16 protein-coding genes and 1 rRNA gene are annotated in these 16,987 nt (G+C 71.5%); 2 read left to right on the forward strand and 15 right to left on the reverse strand.

Annotated features, from left to right (window positions below):
• Positions 1 to 3 precede the first annotated feature (3 nt).
• Positions 4 to 120: ribosomal RNA gene (gene rrf, locus VF092_28055) — 5S ribosomal RNA — on the forward strand.
• A gap of 276 nt (positions 121 to 396) precedes the next feature.
• On the opposite strand, the gene VF092_28060 is transcribed toward rrf, so the two are convergent.
• Positions 397 to 702, reverse strand: coding sequence for a hypothetical protein (locus tag VF092_28060; GenBank protein HEX6751177.1), 306 nt, complete (start codon positions 700 to 702; stop codon positions 397 to 399).
• Between the two features lie 476 nt (positions 703 to 1,178).
• On the opposite strand from VF092_28060, the gene VF092_28065 reads away from it, so the two are divergent.
• Positions 1,179 to 3,293 (forward strand): AAA family ATPase, encoded by a 2,115-nt coding sequence (locus VF092_28065; GenBank protein ID HEX6751178.1) that lies wholly within the window; start codon positions 1,179 to 1,181, stop codon positions 3,291 to 3,293.
• Positions 3,294 to 3,374: 81 nt separating this feature from the next.
• Here VF092_28065 and VF092_28070 read toward each other — a convergent pair whose 3' ends face one another.
• The 14 genes from VF092_28070 to VF092_28135 form a co-directional block, all read right to left on the reverse strand.
• Positions 3,375 to 4,301, reverse strand: a complete 927-nt coding sequence (locus tag VF092_28070) for a farnesyl diphosphate synthase (GenBank protein HEX6751179.1) — start codon at positions 4,299 to 4,301, stop codon at positions 3,375 to 3,377.
• A gap of 2 nt (positions 4,302 to 4,303) precedes the next feature.
• Entirely contained in the window at positions 4,304 to 4,552 is a 249-nt protein-coding gene (gene xseB / locus VF092_28075) for an exodeoxyribonuclease VII small subunit (protein HEX6751180.1), read from the reverse strand.
• On the reverse strand, positions 4,552 to 5,886 hold the full coding sequence (gene xseA, locus VF092_28080) for an exodeoxyribonuclease VII large subunit (GenBank protein ID HEX6751181.1): 1,335 nt from the start codon (positions 5,884 to 5,886) through the stop codon (positions 4,552 to 4,554). Before xseA ends, xseB begins: the two co-directional genes overlap by 1 nt.
• Positions 5,887 to 6,195: 309 nt before the next feature.
• On the reverse strand, positions 6,196 to 7,110 hold the full coding sequence (locus tag VF092_28085) for a tetrahydrofolate dehydrogenase/cyclohydrolase catalytic domain-containing protein (protein ID HEX6751182.1): 915 nt from the start codon (positions 7,108 to 7,110) through the stop codon (positions 6,196 to 6,198).
• A 1-nt stretch (position 7,111) separates the two neighbouring features.
• Positions 7,112 to 7,936: a TIGR00282 family metallophosphoesterase gene (locus tag VF092_28090; protein HEX6751183.1), complete on the reverse strand. Its 825-nt coding sequence runs from the start codon at positions 7,934 to 7,936 to the stop codon at positions 7,112 to 7,114.
• A 377-nt stretch (positions 7,937 to 8,313) separates the two neighbouring features.
• On the reverse strand, positions 8,314 to 9,879 hold the full coding sequence (rny, locus tag VF092_28095) for a ribonuclease Y (GenBank protein HEX6751184.1): 1,566 nt from the start codon (positions 9,877 to 9,879) through the stop codon (positions 8,314 to 8,316).
• Between the two features lie 339 nt (positions 9,880 to 10,218).
• Entirely contained in the window at positions 10,219 to 10,743 is a 525-nt protein-coding gene (locus VF092_28100; protein ID HEX6751185.1) for a cell division protein ZapA, read from the reverse strand.
• Entirely contained in the window at positions 10,740 to 11,054 is a 315-nt protein-coding gene (locus tag VF092_28105; GenBank protein ID HEX6751186.1) for a hypothetical protein, read from the reverse strand. The genes VF092_28100 and VF092_28105 overlap by 4 nt, the downstream gene beginning before the upstream one ends.
• Positions 11,038 to 13,404 (reverse strand): phenylalanine--tRNA ligase subunit beta, encoded by a 2,367-nt coding sequence (gene pheT, locus VF092_28110; GenBank protein ID HEX6751187.1) that lies wholly within the window; start codon positions 13,402 to 13,404, stop codon positions 11,038 to 11,040. The genes VF092_28105 and pheT overlap by 17 nt, the downstream gene beginning before the upstream one ends.
• A gap of 123 nt (positions 13,405 to 13,527) precedes the next feature.
• Positions 13,528 to 14,577 carry a phenylalanine--tRNA ligase subunit alpha gene (gene pheS / locus VF092_28115; protein ID HEX6751188.1) on the reverse strand — a complete coding sequence of 350 codons (1,050 nt, stop codon included), beginning with the start codon at positions 14,575 to 14,577 and terminating at the stop codon, positions 13,528 to 13,530.
• A gap of 441 nt (positions 14,578 to 15,018) precedes the next feature.
• Complete coding sequence (gene rplT / locus VF092_28120; protein HEX6751189.1) at positions 15,019 to 15,375, reverse strand: 50S ribosomal protein L20; 357 nt, start codon at positions 15,373 to 15,375, stop codon at positions 15,019 to 15,021.
• A gap of 48 nt (positions 15,376 to 15,423) precedes the next feature.
• Positions 15,424 to 15,618: a 50S ribosomal protein L35 gene (gene rpmI, locus VF092_28125; GenBank protein ID HEX6751190.1), complete on the reverse strand. Its 195-nt coding sequence runs from the start codon at positions 15,616 to 15,618 to the stop codon at positions 15,424 to 15,426.
• 43 nt (positions 15,619 to 15,661) lie between these two features.
• The gene (infC, locus tag VF092_28130; GenBank protein ID HEX6751191.1) at positions 15,662 to 16,252 is read right to left on the reverse strand and encodes a translation initiation factor IF-3; all 591 of its coding nucleotides are present in this window, start codon (positions 16,250 to 16,252) and stop codon (positions 15,662 to 15,664) included.
• A 462-nt stretch (positions 16,253 to 16,714) separates the two neighbouring features.
• Positions 16,715 to 16,885 (reverse strand): hypothetical protein, encoded by a 171-nt coding sequence (locus tag VF092_28135; GenBank protein ID HEX6751192.1) that lies wholly within the window; start codon positions 16,883 to 16,885, stop codon positions 16,715 to 16,717.
• Between the last annotated feature and the right edge of the window lie 102 nt (positions 16,886 to 16,987).

The following is a 16,987-nucleotide window of genomic DNA, read 5'->3' on the forward strand; positions in this document are numbered from 1 at the left end:
ACGGCCGGTGGCTATGGCGCGGGGGATCCACCCGATCCCATCCCGAACTCGGAAGTGAAAACCCGCTGCGCGGATGGTACTGCCGGGGCCACCCGGTGGGAGAGTACGGCGCCGCCGGCCAACTATCACAGCAACGCCCGCTTCGATCAGCGATGATCCGAGGCGGGCGTTGCTGTTTCTGTTGCGGTGAATCCAGCTTCATCTCGAATCTGGAAAAGGATTTATCTCACGCAGAGTCAGCAGGGTCAGCAGAGAGAAAACCGCTGTTCCTGCTGACCCTTCGGATGTCGGCGCGACCATGGTTCCCGCCGATCCTTCCCTCGCTAGGAGCCTCGAAGGAAGGGGGGGAGCGGAGACCTACGCGCGGAGCTTTGACATCCTCCGGGACGGGCACGATCAGTATACGGCGTCGCTGCTGGTGGCCAGGATCACGACCACGATGGCGGCGGCGGCGATGCCGAGGAAAATCAGGGTCCTGGACGCTGCGCTCGCGGAGCGGGAATCCGCGGCGCTCGTCACGGCGAACGGCGTCGACGCATCGGCCGGGCGATCGATCGAGAGCGCAGGGGCGGGTGCGTGGAGGACCGGATTGTCGGCGGAGACGACGGCGCGCGGATAGGGTTGCGGCGCCGGCGGGGCGGGGTGGCAGGCGATCAGCGCGGTGCCCAGAAGCATGGGGCCGGTACGGATCGGGAGCTTCATGGCGAGACCTCCGGACGCAGGGTCGAAGTGCGGACTCGCGGCGAGGGGGCGTCGCTGATGCACGGTCGCTCCGCGGCACCGGGGATGTCAAGCAAACATCAGCGGGTGCGACGGATGCGTGAGGGATGCGCGCCCGGAGGGCCGGGAACCCGGCGGGGCGGCCGGCGAAGATGCCCGCCGATCGAGCCGGCATGGCGGGGGTGACGAATCCGCCGGGGGCCCGGCGCGGTTGGGCACAGTTGTATCGTGCCCTACCGCGCGCGCAGCCCGGCCCGGAGCGAAGCGGAGGGACACGCCCAGATCTCGCAGTTCAAATGGATCCGCTCGGCAGAGCGCGGCGTAAGTGGTGGTCGCGCCCATCGTGGCGCCTTGCTGCTACTCGTCCGGGTGGCAGCTTGCGCGGCGACGCATGGGACACCATCATCCGCATCGGCAGGTGTCCTTCCCTCCCTCCGGACGTCACGGAGCACCCCCTCATGTCCTCGCGTCTCGCGGACCGGCTCAGCGCCCTGCGGCGCCAGCGGTTCGTGGGCCGGGAAGACGAGCGGACCCTCTTCCGCTTCGCGCTTTCGGCCCCGACTCCCCCGTTCAACGTTCTCCATCTCGTGGGTCCCGGCGGCGTGGGGAAGACCACGCTGCTGCGCGAGTTCGCCGGCGAGGCCGAGCGCGCCGGCGCGGCCGCCTGGCAGCTGGACGCGCGCAACCTGGACCCGTCTCCCGACGCGTTCCAGGCGGCGCTTGCGGCGGCCATGGGGCTGCCGCCCGGCGCCGGCGCCGTCGAGGCGATCTCCGCGCGCGGCGGGCGGCAGGTGATCCTGGTCGACACCTACGAGCTGCTGCGCCCGCTGGACGCGTGGCTGCGGCAGGAGCTCCTTCCGCAGCTCCCCGAGAGCACCATCACCGTGCTCGCGGGGCGCGAGCCGCCGGCGGCCGCGTGGCGCGAGGAATGGCAGTCGCTGGCGCGCACGGTCAATCTCCGCAACCTCGATCCCGACGACGTGCGCGACTACCTGGCCCGGAGGGGCGTGGAGCCGGAGCGCTTCCGGGCGGTGCTCGAGGCCACGCGCGGTCATCCGCTCGCGCTCACCCTGGTGGCCGACGTGCTGGAGCAGCGCCCCGGGCAGGCGTTCCACCTGGCCGACGCGCCGGACGTGATCCGCACGCTGCTCGAGCGCTTCGTGCAGAAGGTGCCCAGCCCGCGCCACCGCATGGCGCTGGAGGCGTGCGCGCTCCTGCGGCTGACGACGGAGTCGCTGCTGGCGGAGGTGCTGGAGCCGGAGGACGCGCACGAGCTGTTCGAGTGGCTGCGCGAGCTGAGCTTCGTCGATTCCGGGCCGCTGGGGCTGTTCCCGCACGACCTGGCGCGCGAGGCGCTGTCGGCCGACCTGCGCTGGCGCAACCCCGAGCGCTACGCCGACCTGCACGACCGCGCGCGGGCGTACTACAACCGCCGCCTGCAGCAGACGCACGGCGCCGAGCAGCAGCGGGTGCTGAGCGACTACATGTACCTGCACCGCGACAACCCGATCGTGAAGCCCTTCATCGACTGGGCGGAGCAGGGGACGGCGGTGCCGGTGCCGCTGTCGGACGAGGACCGGCCGGTGCTGCTGGAGATGGTGGCGCGGCACGAGGGCGCCGGCGCGGCACGGATCGCGGAGCACTGGTTCGCGCGGCAGCCGGAGAACGTGATGGTGATCCGGGGGACGCACCACGAGCCGAGCGGCTTCCTCTTACTGCTGCGGCTGGAAGAGGCCACCGCGGAGGACCGGCGCGCCGATCCGGCCGCGGACCGCGCGCTCGCCTGGCTGGAGCGCAACGCGCCGCTGCGCCGCGGCGAGCGGGCGACGCACTTCCGCTTCTGGATGGACGGCGAGCAGCACCAGGCGGTGTCGGCCACACAGAGCTTGGCGTTCCTGAAGATCGCGCAGCACTACCTCACCACGCCGGGGCTCGCGTTCACCTTCCTTCCCGTGGCGGACGCGGAGTTCTGGGCGCCGTTCTTCGCGTACATCGACCTGTTCACCGTCCCCGAAGCGGACTACGACTCGGGGGAGCGGCGGATGACGGTGTTCTGTCACGACTGGCGCGCGGTGCCGCCGATGATCTGGCTGGAGATCCTGGCGCGCCGCGAGTTGGACGCCACACCGCCGGAAGCGCAGTCCGCGCCAGCGGCCGCGGCGGGGCCGGCGGCCGGACAGGTCGCGGTGCTCAGCGAGGCCGCGTTCGCGGAGGCGGTGCATGACGCGCTGAAGGAGTACGCGCGGCCGCGCGAGCTGCGGAAGAACCCGCTGCTGCGCTCGCGCGCGGTGCTGGCGCGGATGGAGATGGAAGCGACGGACGCGGAGCGGGTGCCGGTGCTGCAGGCGCTGCTGCGCGAGGCCGCGGAGCCGCTGAAGGACGCGCCGAAGCTGCGGAAGCTGTGGGACGCGCTGCACCTGGCGTACTTCGAGCCGGCGCCCAGCCAGGAGAAGGCGGCGCAGCGGCTGTACGTGAGCTTCAGCACCTTCCGCCGTCATCTCAAGGCGGCCGAGGAGCAGGTCGCCGAGGCGCTCTGGCAGTTAGAAATCGGTGTGGGGGACGAGTCGGCGTAACTACTATATCTCACGCAGAGAAGCAGAGGCAGCAGAGGTGAGTTTCTCTGCTTCCTCTGCTCCTCTGCGTGAGAAATCTTTTCAGTGCGTACGATCGACGACGTAGCGGGCGAGCGCGTCCAGCTCGACGGAGCGGATGCCGCCGGCGTGGAGGGCGGAGATGGCATCGGCGACGCACGACTCGGCGAGGGCGCGCGCGCCGTCGAGGCCGAACAGGGACGGGTAGGTGGCCTTGCCGGCGGACTCGTCCTTCCCCGCCGTCTTCCCCAGCGCCGCGGCGTCGCCGGTGACGTCCAGCACGTCGTCGACGATCTGGAAGGCGAGGCCGAGATGGCGGCCGTACGCGGAGAGGGCGGCCAGCGCGCCATCCTCCGCACCCGCGGCGAGTCCACCGAGCCGCAGCGAAGCGGCCAGCAGCGCGCCCGTCTTGCGGCGATGGATGTCTTCCAGCGCGGCCGCGTCGAGCTCACGCTCCTCGCCGGCCAGGTCCATCAGCTGACCGCCGACCATCCCCTCGGCGCCGCCGGCGCGGCAGAGCTCTATGGCGAGCGCGCGCCGCGTTTCTACGTCCAGCGCAAGCGCGTTTGCGGCGGCGTCGAGCACGCGAACGGCGGCGGGGATGAGCGCGGCGCCCGCGAGCATCGCCCGGGCGTTGCCGTAGACGGTGTGCACCGTGGGGCGGCCGCGGCGGAGCGCATCGTCGTCCATGCAGGGGAGGTCGTCGTGCACCAGCGAGTAGGTGTGCACGATCTCCACCGCCGCGGCCAGGCGGTAGACGGCCTCGGGCGCGTCGCCGCCGCGGACGGCGCGCCAGGCGGCGGCGCAGAGCACGGGGCGGATGCGCTTCCCCGGCGTGGCCAGCGCGTAGCGCATCGGCTCGCGCAGGGGGGCGGGCGCGGCGGCGACGGCATCTTCCGCCACCGCCGCCAGCGCGGCGTTCACGCGCGCGCGCTCGCGGGCGAGGAACGCGTCGGTGTCGAATCCCGCCGCGGCAGGCGCCTCCCGCACGCTCACAGCGGGTCGGGGAAGTCGTCCATGCGGATGCCGCCGCCCGCCTGCTCCAGCAGCTGGCGCACGCGCGAGTCCGCGCCGGCCAGCACCGTCTCGGCGAAGCGCAGCAGGCGCACGCCCTCCTCGAAGAGCGCGAGCGACTCGTCGAGCTCCATCCCGTCGCTCTCCAGCGCCTCCGCGATCTCCTCCAGCCGGGCGAGCGCGGCCTCGAAGGTCCACTCCGGCTCGGTCGGTACGTGGTCCGTCATCATCCCCTCTCTCCATCCACCCGGCAGGGCACCACGCCGTCGGCCACGCGCAGGTCGAACGGCGCGCCCGCGCTGAAATCTCCCACGCCGCGCAGCACGCGCCCGTCGCCGCCGAGCGGGACGGCGTAGCCGCGCGCCAGCACGTTCAGCGGCGAGAGCGCCTGCAGCCGCGCGGCGGTGGACGACAGCGCGTCGCGGCGGCCGCGGAGGGCGCGCTCGGCGGCCGTCTGCAGGTCGAGCCGCGCGTTGAACACCGCCTCGCGCCCGTCGGCGATGCGGTCGCGCGTGCAGCTGGAGATCCGATTGCGCAGGTCGTCGAGCTCGCGGCGGACGCGCGCGCCGTCGGGCACCGCCGCCTCGGCCGCGGCGGAGGGCGTGGGCGCGCGGAGATCGGCGACGAGGTCGGCGATGGTGAAGTCCGTCTCGTGTCCCACGGCGGAGATCACGGGGACGGGGGATTCGGCGATGGCGCGGGCCACGGCCTCTTCGTTGAACGCCCACAGGTCCTCGATCGATCCCCCGCCGCGGCCGACGATCAGCACGTCGGCGCATCCCGCGCGCGCCATCAACCGCACCGCGCGCGCGATCTCGTCCGCCGCGCCCTCGCCCTGCACGCGCGCGGAGGCCAGGACGATGCGCGTCCACGGGGCACGGCGGCGGATCACCGTGACGATGTCGCGCAACGCCGCGCCGGCGGACGAGGTCACCACGCCCACGCACGCCGGGTGCGCGGGGATGGGGCGCTTGCGCGTGGGGGCGGTCAGCCCCTCGGCGTCGAGGGTGGCGCGCAGGCGGTCGAAGGCGAGCTTGTAGAGCCCCTCACCCTTGGCCTCGAGCTCGGCGCAGACCAGCTGGAACTCGCCGCGCTGCTCGTAGAGCGTGAGGCGGCCGAGCGCGCGGACCTGCATCCCCTCGCTGGGCGCGGTGGGAAGGCGCCGCGCCTCGTCGCGCCACATCACGCAGCGCAGCTGGGCGTCGGCGTCGCGCAGGGAGAAGTAGCAGTGCCCGGAGCGCGCCTTCGTGAAGTTGGCGACTTCCCCGTGCACCCAGAGCGGGGGGAAGACGCCCTCGATCAGCTCGCGCGCGGCCGCGTTCACCTCGCCCACGCGCATCCCCTCGGCGGGGACTCGGATGGCCGAGCGGCCGCCCGATTCCACCTCGCGCGCGGCGACGGCGCGCGCGACGTCCTCGTTGCGCGCCTCGTTCAGCGTGTCGCGGGCGGGCGGCTTCGGTGCGCGCGCGGCGGAAGGCGCGAGCTCGTCCTCGAAGGGCGGCTCGTCCTTCTTCTCACGCTCGCGGCGGTCGAACTCGGCCGAGGTGAAGAGGTCCCACATGCGATGATCGGTTCTGCCAGGAAACGAAGTTCGGTGCGGCGCGCGGCGCGGAGGCCCTCTCCCCCCGGCCCCCTCCCCCAAAACAGCCTGGGGGAGGGGGAGACCTCAGCGCGGGGAGGAGCTACGGAGCCGGTTGGGACGCATCTTCCCGCCGCGGCTGGCCCCCTCCCCCGGCCCCTCCCCCGCTGCGCAAGGGAGGGGAGAACTCAGCGCAGGTACTGATTATTGCCCACCTCGCTGGGCACTGGGCACTGGGCACTGGGCACTGGGCACTGGGCACTGGGCACTCAGCACTTCCGCTCATACCCCTCAAACCGGCGATCGCCGCCGCTCGCCCTTGGTTTTCGCGTGGTGGGCGCGCATTGCGGCCTCGATGGTGTTGTTGAGCAGCATGGCGATGGTCATCGGGCCCATGCCGCCGGGGACGGGGGTGATCCACCCCGCAATCTCCTTCACCGCGTCGAAGTCCACGTCGCCGCGGATCACGTAGCCCTTCGCGTGGCCGGCGTCGGGGACGCGCGTGGTGCCGACGTCGAAGACCGCGGCTCCGGGCTTCACCATGTCGGCGGTGATCAGGCCGGGCTTGCCAACGGCGACGACCAGGATGTCGGCCATGCGCGTGTGCCGCGCCAGGTCCACCGTGTGGCGGTGCGTGAGTGTCACGGTCGCGTTCGGGCCGGGCGCCATCAGCAGCGACGCCAGCGGCTTGGAGACGATCAGGCTGCGGCCGACGATCACCGCGTGCCTGCCGTGGGTCTCGATGCGTTCGTGGCGCAGCAGCTCCATGATTCCCGCCGGCGTGGCGGGGACGAAGCCGCGCGGGTCGCCCACGAAGGCGCGGCCCACGTTCAGCGGGTGGAACCCGTCCACGTCCTTGGACGGGTGCACCCGCTCCAGCACCGCCTTGGGGTGGATGTGCGACGGGAGCGGGAGCTGGACGAGGATGCCGTGGATCTCGGGATCGGCGTTCAGCCCGTCGATGCAGCCGAACAGCTCGTCCTGCGTCACGGTCTCGGCGAGCTGGATCAGCCGGTCGTGCATCCCCGCCTCGTGGCACGCGCGCGTCTTGGAGCGCACGTAAACCTCGCTTGCCGGGTCGCTGCCCACGAGGACCACGGCCAGCCCGGGCACCGTCCCCTCGCGTGCCAGCTGGGCCGTCTCTTCCGCCACCTGCGCGCGGATCTCGCGGCCACACGCCGCGCCATCGATGATCTTGGCAGCCACGTCAGTGCTTCTTCCCGAAACGTTCCAGCAGCACGCGCTCCAGACCCACGGAGATGCGCTCGATCGACTTCGCCAGCCCCGTGGCGGGGTCGATCTCCACCACGGCGCCCTGGAGATGGAGATCCTCGTCCGCGGGCTGCATCCGCTCGCCGCGCGTCTGGGTGAGCTGGCGCTCCAGCGAGATCTCCCACTTCATCCCGATGATCCCGCCCAGCCCGCCGGTGATCCCCAGGTCGGTGATGAACGCCGTGCCCTTAGGCAGCCGCCGCTCGTCGGCCGTCTGCACGTGCGTGTGCGTCCCCACCACCGCGGCCACGCGCCCGTCGAGGTAGCGCGCGAACGCCTGCTTCTCGCTCGTGGCCTCGGCGTGGAAGTCGACCACGACGGCGTCCGGCGGCTGCTCCTGCGCGCGCAGCTCCTTCAGCATGGCGTCGGCCTCGCGGAAGGGGTCGTCGATGGGCGTCATGAAGGTGCGCCCCTGCAGGTTCATCACCGCCAGCCGGTGTTTGCCGACAGGGACCACGACGGAGCCGTGCCCCGGGTTCGGCGACGGGTAGTTGGCGGGGCGGAGGAGCCGCGGCTCGGCGTCGAGCACGGGAAGAATCTCCTTCTTGTCCCACACGTGGTTGCCGGTGGTGATGACGTCCACGCCGAGCTCGAAGAACTCCTTGACGATGTCGGGGGTGATGCCGAAGCCGCCCGCCGAGTTCTCGCCGTTGACGATGACGGCGTCGGCGCGGGCGTCGGCGCGCACCAGGCGCAGGAGCAGCCCCAGCACGCGGCGCCCCGGCGAGCCGATGACGTCGGCCACGAACAGCACCCTCACGGGCGCACCATCCCACCGCCCGGACGTCTCGAGCGCATCACCCCTCCGCCGCCGTGGACGCGAAAGGGCGACGCACGCGCCGCCCCGTTTTCATCGCCGCACAATATAGCCAACCATCCCCGATCCCGCCGCCCCTCACCCGCCGAGCGGTGCCGCTGCTCCGCGTCTTCGCATCGCGCCGAATCTGCGCGGCACTCGGCCATCTCCAAAGAAAAAGAAGGTCTCACGCAGAGTTAGCAGAGTCAGCAGCGAACAACAGCTGAAAAACTGCTGACTCTGCTAACTCTGCGTGAGACTCAAAGATCCTATCCCCAAGACGAAAATGGGGCGAAGCATGATCGCTTCGCCCCGCTTCTCTATCTTCAACACCCGCGACGTTACCGCGCGAAATCCACCGCGCGGGTCTCGCGGATCACCACCACCTTGATCTGCCCGGGGTACTGCAGCTCGCTCTCGATGCGGCGCGCCGTCTCCTCGGAGAGGCGGGCCATCTCCTCGTCGCTGATCTGGTCGGGGATCACCATCATCCGCAGCTCGCGGCCGGCCTGGATGGCGAAGGAGCGCTCCACGCCGGGGTACGAGTTGGCGATCTCCTCCAGCTTCTCCAGCCGGCGGACGTACGTCTCGAACATTTCCCGCCGCGCGCCGGGGCGCGATCCGCTGATGGCGTCGGCCGCGGTGACCAGGAACGACTCGGGGAAGAGGTGCGGCTCCTCGTCGTGGTGCGCCTTGATGGCGTTCAGCACCTGCGGCGGCTCGCCGTACTTCTTGGCCAGGTTCCACCCCAGCTCCACGTGCGTCCCCTCGTGCTCGTGGGTCATCCCCTTGCCCACGTCGTGCAGCAGCCCCATGCGCTTGGCGAGGGTGGCGTCGAAGCCCATCTCCGCCGCCATGTTGCCGGCGAGGATGGCCACCTCCTTGGCGTGCATCAGCTGGTTCTGTCCGTAGCTGGTGCGGAACTTCAGGCGGCCCAGCACCTTCACCACCTCGGGGTGCACGCCGTGGATCCCCAGCTCGTACAGGATCTGCTCGGCCGCCTCGCGCATGGAGTTCTCCACCTCCTTGCGGCTCTTGGCGACCACGTCCTCGATGCGCCCGGGGTGGATGCGCCCGTCGCCCACCAGCTTCTCCAGCGCCAGGCGCGCGGTCTCGCGGCGGATGGGGTCGAAGCCGGAGAGGACCACGGCCTCGGGGGTGTCGTCGATGATCACGTCGATCCCCGTGGCCTGCTCGAAGGCGCGGATGTTCCGCCCCTCGCGGCCGATGATGCGCCCCTTCATCTCGTCGGACGGGAGGGCGACGACGGAGACGGTGGTCTCGGCGGTGTGGTCGGCGGCAATGCGCTGGATGGCCAGGGAGATGATCTTCTTGGCCTCGCGCTCGGCGTCGCGGCGCGCCTCTTCCTTGATCTCGCGGATCCGCTGCCCGGCCTCGGCGCGCGCGGCCTCTTCCATGTCGTGGATGAGCTGCCGCCGCGCCTCGTCGGCGCTGAGCCCGGCGAGCGACTCGAGGCGGTGCTGCACCTCGGCGAAGCGCTGGCCGAGCTCCTGCTCGCGCGCTTCGGCGCCCTTCTCGCGGCGCAGCAGCGCCTGGCCGCGCTGCTCCAACTGCTCGCCCTTCTCGTCGAGGAGGTGGAACTTGCGGTCGAGCGACTCCTCGCGCTCCTGGAGGCGTCGCTCCACGCGCTCGATGTCGTCGCGGCGGCGGCTTTCCTCGCGCTCCCACTCCTCGCGGGCGCGGATGGCCTCCTCGCGGCCCTTGAGCACTTCGGCCTTGCGCAGGCGGTCGGCCTCTTCCTGCGCCCCCCCGCGGATGCGCGCCGCCTCGTCCTCGGCGGTCGCGCGGGCCTTCTTCAGGCGCGCCTCGACCGCCGCGCGGCCCGCGACAAAGCCGGCGAGCGCGGCCACGAGGGCCACGACGACGGCAATCAGGATCGTGTTCATTGTCGGATTTATGTCGGCGCGGATCCCCTGGGGAGGCCCGCGTCGGGGCCAAAACAAAGCGGTGGCAGGCCAACCTCACTGCCACCGCACTGTGTGCGCCTGAGCGCGCGCGGCGGAAGGCCGCAACGAGAAAAGATATCTCCGAACGCGCGTTCGACGCAACCCCGGTACGGGCGTGTTGCGCCAGAACTTCGACCCGTCCACGCCGTGATCCGCACGACGCCGCGCCGCCGGGCCCTCACCCGAAGAAAGGCGATCCAGACTGCCGGATCGCCTTTCTTCGACCTCTCCCCAAACAGCCTGGGAGAGGTAAACCGCAACAGAAACTGCGCGCGCCGATCACTCCGGCGGCGGCAGCATCAGCTCCGGCTCGCCGTCGAAATCTCCGCGCGGGGCGTCGTCCTCGATCGGCGGCGGCGGCATCTCCGACCACGCGGGCGGCGCGTCGGGCGATGATGCGGACGTACCCGCCGGACTCGCATCTCCCGAAGTCTCCGTCATCCATGTAGGAGATTGGGACGCTGCGGGGCGGCGGACGGGGCGCTTCTCGGCGGCGGCAGCCTCGGCGGCTTCGAGGAGGTCGGCCAGCTCGCCGGTGTGGCGGGTGGCCTCTTCGCGGAGATGGCGGATCTCCTCGCGCGCGCGGAAGAGCTCGTCGGTGATGGAGAGGGCGGCCAGCGTGGCGGCGCGGAACGGCTCCAGCGTCTGGAAGCCGGGGAGCGCGCGGATGGTGCCGTCGACGTGCGCGGCCACGGCGCGCGTGTACTCGGGGGGCACGTCGCTGCGCAGGACGTGCTTCTCGCCCGCGATCTCCACCGCCACGGTGTGGCGCGGGGGCGGCGGGCGGCGCGGGGGGCGGCTCACCGGCGCTGCTCCAGCACGGCCAGGCGCGCCAGCAGACCGGTGATCCGCTTGCGCGCCTCGGCGGTGCGCGACACCAGCACCGCGTTCTCCGCCCGCAGCCGCCGCAGCTCGTCGCCCGCCTCGGCGGACGGGAGCGGGCCGAGCGTGGTCAGCTCCTCCAGCTCGCCGCGCAGGCGCACGACCTCGGCCTCGGCCTCGCGCGCGCGGCGCTGCCACCCCTCCAGCGCGGCGGCGGCGGCGCGGGCGGCGCGCTCCAGGCGCTCCCACCCGGGCGCGGGGTCGGGTCCTTCGTCGTCACCGGCGGCGTACACCGTGCCGCTCCTCCAGCGCCTTCAGCACGCGCTCCACGGACGCGTCGACCTCCCTGTCCGTCAGCGTGCGGTCGGGCGCGCGGTAGCCCAGGCGCCACGCAAGGCTCCTCGTCCCCTCGGGCAGCCCCTTCCCCTCGTACAGGTCGAACGGCGCGACGGACTCCAGCAGCGGCCCGGCGCCGCCGCGGATGGTCTCCTCCAGCTCCGCCGCGGTCACGGCGAAGGGGACCAGCAGCGCCAGGTCGCGCTCGCTTCCCGGGTGCGTGGGGATGGGCACGTAGCGCGCCGCCTTCGCGCCGGCCGCGGCGGGGAGCGCGGCCTCGACCACCAGCACCGGCGCGGCCCACGCGGGCGCGTCCACCGCGCCCTCCGGCGCCTGCCATCCCCACCCCACCGTCCCGTTCTCGCCCACGAGGTGGTAGCCGGGGACGCCGCCCACGTCGCCCGTCTCCACGCGGCCGCCGGGGTACTCGCCGGCCAGGTCTTCGAGCAGCGCCTTCAGGTCGTAGACGTCGAAGGTGCCGGGATCGCCGCTCCAGTGCGTGGGCGCGCGGCGGCCGCTGAACGCCGCGGCCACGCGCCGCTCCTCGCCCGGCGCGCCGCCGTTGGCGGGGGCGCGGAAGACGGTGCCGAGCTCGAACAGCCGCACGTCGCGCACGCCGTGCGCGAAGTTGTGCTCCACGCGCCGCAGCAGCGTCGACGCGAGGGACGTGCGCAGGAACGCATCCTCCTGCGACAGGGGATTGAGCACCCGCGCGGCGCCCGGCGTCTCGGGCGTGAACGGCAGCGTCACCCCCTCCAGGAATCCCCAGCGCACGAAGATCTCGCGCAGGCGGCGCTGCACGGCCACGGACGGGTCCTCGGGGACGGCGGAGGGGCGGAACGGGAGCAGCTCGTCGGCGAAGGTGCCGTAGCCGCGCCGCCGCGCGATCTCCTCGATCACGTCGATCTCCGTCCGCACGTCGTAGCGGTAGCCGGGGACGGTGACGCGCACCGGCTGCGACCGCTTGACCTCGAAGCCGAGCGGATCGAGGAGCCGGTCGATCTCCGCCGCGTCGATGGAGACGCCCAGGACGCGCGCCACCCGCTCCGGCCGCACGGCGATCACCGGCCGCTCGAACGGCCGCGGATCGACGTCGATCGCGGCGACCACCTTGCCGCCGGCGACGGCCAGGATCAGCTCGATCACGCGCACCAGCGCCTCGGGCTGGCCCTCGGGGTCCACGCCGCGCTCGAAGCGGTAGCTGGCGTCGGTGGAGAGGCCGAGCCGGCGCGCCGTCCTGCGCACCGTCTTCTGCTCGAAGAGCGCGCACTCGAGGAAGATGGCGCTCGTTCCATCCCCCACCTCGCTGTTCTCCCCACCCATCACCCCGGCGAGGGCCACCGCGCGATCGCCGTCGGCGATGACGAGGTCCGTCTCCTCCAGCGTCCGCTCCACGCCGTCGAGCGTCGTCAGCGTCTCGCCCGCCGTCGCGCGGCGGATGCGGATCTCGCCGCCCTTGATCTTCGCCAGGTCGAAGGCGTGCAGCGGCTGACCGAGCTCCTGCAGCACAAAGTTCGTCGCGTCGACCACGTTGTTGATCGGCCGCTGGCCGACGGCACGGAGCCGCGTCGCCAGCCACTCGGGCGAGGGGCCGACGGCGACGCCCTGGAGGATGGCGCCCATGTAGCGCGGGCACCCGTCGGGGTCGTCGATCTCCACGTGCAGGCCGGCGCACTCGCCCTCGCGGCGCGCGGAGGTGCAGGGGAGCTTGACCCTGGGCGCGCCGGGGAACCTGGGGAGGTCGATGCCGTCCACGCCGCCCGGCGCCAGCTCGCGCGCGATGCCGACGTGCGACAGCAGCTCGCCGCGGTTGGGGGTGACGTCGACCACCAGCCGGTAGTCGTCCAGCCCCAGCGCCTCGCGGAAGCGCTCGCCGGGGCGATGGCCGTCGCCCAGCGTCATCAGCCCGGAGTGATCGCGGCCGAGGCCGAGCTCGCGCGCGGAGCAGAGCATCCCCTGTGACTCCTCGCCGCGCAGCTTGGCTTTCCTGATCTCCATCCCCCCGGGGATCGTCGCGCCGACGGGGGCGAAGGGATAGAAGCCGCCCGCCTGCACGTTGGGCGCGCCGCAGACGACCTGCAGCGCGTCGCCCGTCCCCGCGTCGACGGTGGCGACGCGGAGGCGGTCGGCGTTGGGGTGCTGCCGCACGTCGGTGACGCGGGCGATCACCACGTCGCCGAGCTCGGCGCCGAGGTCCACGATCTCGTCGACGGGCGCGCCGAGCATGGCCAGCCGGTCCGCCACCTCGCGCGGCGTGCCGGTGATTCCCGGCGCGAGCGATTTCAGCCAGCGATACGAAACGTCCATTCGGAAGGAAGTGCCCAGTGCCAAGTGCCCAGTGCCCAGTAACAGAATCCGTGTCGTGCGCCGGCGCCTGCGCGTGGGCTGAACCCACTGGGCACTGGGCACTTGGAACTGGGCACTATCCGTTCACGCGAACTGCCCCAGGAACCGCATATCGTCCTCGTACAGCAGGCGGATGTCGGTCAGCCCGAAGCGCTGCATGGCGATGCGGCCGGGGCCCATCCCGAACGCGTAGCCCGTGTAGCGCTCGGGGTCGTAGCCGCACGCGGCGAAGACGTTGGGATGCACCATCCCGCTTCCCATGATCTCCATCCACCCGGTCTGCTTGCACGCCGGGCACCCGCCGCCGCCGCAGATCTGGCAGCGCACGTCCACCTCCGCCGACGGCTCGGTGAACGGGAAGAAGCTGGGGCGGAAGCGCACCGGCACGTTCGGCCCGAAGAAGCGGTGCACGAACGCGGTGATGGTGGCCTTGAAGTCGGCGAAGGTGATCCCCTCGTCCACCGCCAGCCCCTCGAGCTGCTCGAACCCCGGCGCGTGGCTGGCGTCGAACGGGTCGCGGCGGTACGCCGTCCCCGGCACCACCACGCGGATGGGCGGCTTGAACGACTCCATCACGTGCGCCTGCACGGGGGAGGTGTGCGTCCGCAGCACGATCCCCTCGGCCAGGTAGAAGGTGTCGTGCATGTCCGCCGCGGGGTGGTCGAGCGGCGTGTTCAGCTTGCTGAAGTTGTACTCGACCGTCTCCACCTCGGGGCCCGCCACGCGGGTGAAGCCGAGGTCCCGGAAGATGTCGCAGATCTCGTCCACCACCTGGGTGACGGGGTGGAGCCCGCCCTTCCAGCGGCGGCGGCCGGGGAGCGTGAGGTCCACCTTCGGCCCCGCGTCGGCCGACGCGGCGAAGCCCGCCGTCCGCTCGTCGATCAGCGCGGAGAGCGCGTCCTTCACCCGGTTGGCCTCGGCGCCCACGGCCGGGCGCTCGTCCTGCCCCAGCTCGCCCAGGCGGCGGAGGACGGACGTCAGCCGCCCTTTCCGCCCGAGGTACTCCACGCGCAGCGCCTCGAGCTCCGCCGCGGAAGCAGCGCCGCCCACGGCGGCCTCGCCTTCGCGATGGAGCTCCTTCAGCTGCCCGATCAGCTCGTCGACCACGCTCACGTTCGCATCCACGCTCGTCATCGGTCCGTCATCCGAATCATCGATATCACCCCGCTTCTGCCATCCCGCGATGTCATCCTGAGGGAGGCGCCGCGTCCAACCCTCGTCCGCACCAGCGGTGGGCGCCGAACGAAGGATCTATTCGCCCCAGGGACAGGATTGCTCCTTCGAGCAGACATCCGGGCCGCCAAATGCAAGATCCTTCGGGCGCTCCAACGGTCGTGCGAACGCGGCGTCGGAGCGTCGCGCCCTCAGGACGACACCCGGTGGGTGCTCGCAGTGCCGGCAGCTACATCCTCTCGACGAGGATGACGTCCTCAAGCGGAAAGAGCGCACAACAGCGCACCTGAACACAATCTGTTCCGCGCGCGGGCGTCTGGCTACCCCTGGATGCGCGAAGCGGCGCCGCGGGTCCATCGACCCTCGGCGCCGCTCTGCGTCGGCTGTTGCTGGGGAGGTGCTTCAGCCCAGCGAGGCCCGCGCGGCGCTGGCCAGCTGCTCGAAGGCCTGCGGTTCGCGCACGGCCAGGTCCGCCAGCACCTTCCGGTCGATCTCGATGCCGGCCTTCTTCAGGCCGTCCATGAAGCGCGAGTACGACAGGTCGTGCGTGCGCGCGGCGGCGTTGATGCGCACGATCCACAGGCGGCGGAACTCGCGCTTGCGGTTCTTGCGGTCGCGGTAGGCGTAGCGGCGGGCGCGCTCGACGGCCTCCTTGGCCGTCTTGTACAGGTTCTTGCGCCGGCCGAAATATCCCTTGGCGTCGGCCAGGATCTGCCGCTTGCGCCGCAGCCGGGCCACGTTGTTCTTCACGCGGGGCATGGTCTATCCCTCACTGTCAGAAGGTCGAAAGAAGTACGGAAGTGCCGTTCAGCCCTGGATCAGGCGCTTCACGCGCTTCTCGTCGGCCTTGGCCAGCATGGTGGTGCCGCGCAGGTTGCGCTTCCGCTTCTGCGACTTCTTGGTCAGGATGTGGCTGTGGAACGCGTGGCCGCGCTTCACCCGGCCGGTGGCCGTGCTCTTGAAGCGCTTGGCCGCGCCCCGGTGCGTCTTCATCTTCGGCATGGTACTTCGTCCTTTCGGCTGAGCGGCCGCGCTCGGGCGGTCCTCAGGCTGGTTTTGCGGTGGGGGCCAGCACCATCACCATGCTCCGGCCCTCCATCTGCGGAAACTGCTCCACCTTGCTGATGTCCTGCAGCATGGCGGACACGCGGTCCAGCACCTGGCGCCCGAACTCGGGGTGCGCCATCTGCCGGCCCCGGAACATCATGGTCAGCTTGACCTTGTTCCCCTCTTCCAGGAAGCGGCGGGCGTGCCGGGTCTTGAACTCGAAGTCGTGGTCCTCGATCCCCGGGCGCATCTTGACTTCCTTGATCTGCACGTGGTGCTGCCGCTTGCGCGCCTCGCGCGCCTGCCGCTGCTCCTCGTACTTGTACTTCCCGTAGTCCATGATGCGGCAGACCGGGGGGCGGGCCATCGGCGCGACCTCTACCAGATCCAGGCCCTGTTCCTCCGCGATCTCCATCGCCCGCTCGATCGGGATGATCCCGATCTGCTCGCCGTCCGGGCTGATCACCCGGACCGGGCTGATGCGGATTTGGCGGTTGACCCGCAGCTTCTCGTTGATGGCGCGGCTCCGTTGAAGGAGGGGTAAAGAAAAACGGACCTGAAGGTTCAGGTCCGTTGACTGCAAACGCACCCAAGCGCTCTCTCCCGCGGGGGAGAAAGGGGGCGCGCCGCGCAGTGCGGACCCGGCAGCATCGCGCCCGATCGTGGGCGGAACCGACAGGTGGGAGGCCCGCCGGCCTCCACTTTTCCTGCAATGTGGCGGTGAAGATAACGAATTGTCGGGGGATTTTCAACCCCGGGGCGGTGCTCGTCCCGGGGCTTCGTTCATCTTGGCCCGCATGCATCTCCGCGGCCGCGGGCAGCCCTCACCCTGCGCCTTAGAGCGCAAGCCCTCTCCCGATAACGGGAGAGGGTGGCGCGCAACGCGGCGTCATCGCGACGAACCTGCGTCCGTGCTGAGTTCTCCCCTCCCCTGCGCAGCGGGGGAGGGGCCGGGGGAGGGGGCCTGCCCGCGGCCGCGCGGATCCCCGCCGGGTTGCACGGATACCGACCCACCTCGTCATGGCGCGACGGGCATATGTGTGCCCCCCCCTTAGCACTCGCAGTCCACCTCGTCCCCCGCGATGCACTCGTTCTCCGGCCACAGGTCCGGGTCCCACGGCTCCACCTCGGGCCGCGGCGCGGGCGCGGAGGCGGCGGGAAGCACGGGCGGCTCCGGCGGCGTCCGGGGGAGCACGGGCACGGTCTTCGTCGCGTCGGACATGGTGATCTCCTCCTCTCAGCTCACCTGGATGGCCACCTTCAGCACCCCGTCGCGCTGGTGGCCGAACAGGTCGTACGCCTCCTCGATGCGGTCCAGCGTGAA

It is taken from the genome of Longimicrobium sp. (genome assembly GCA_036377595.1).
GTDB lineage: Bacteria > Gemmatimonadota > Gemmatimonadetes > Longimicrobiales > Longimicrobiaceae > Longimicrobium.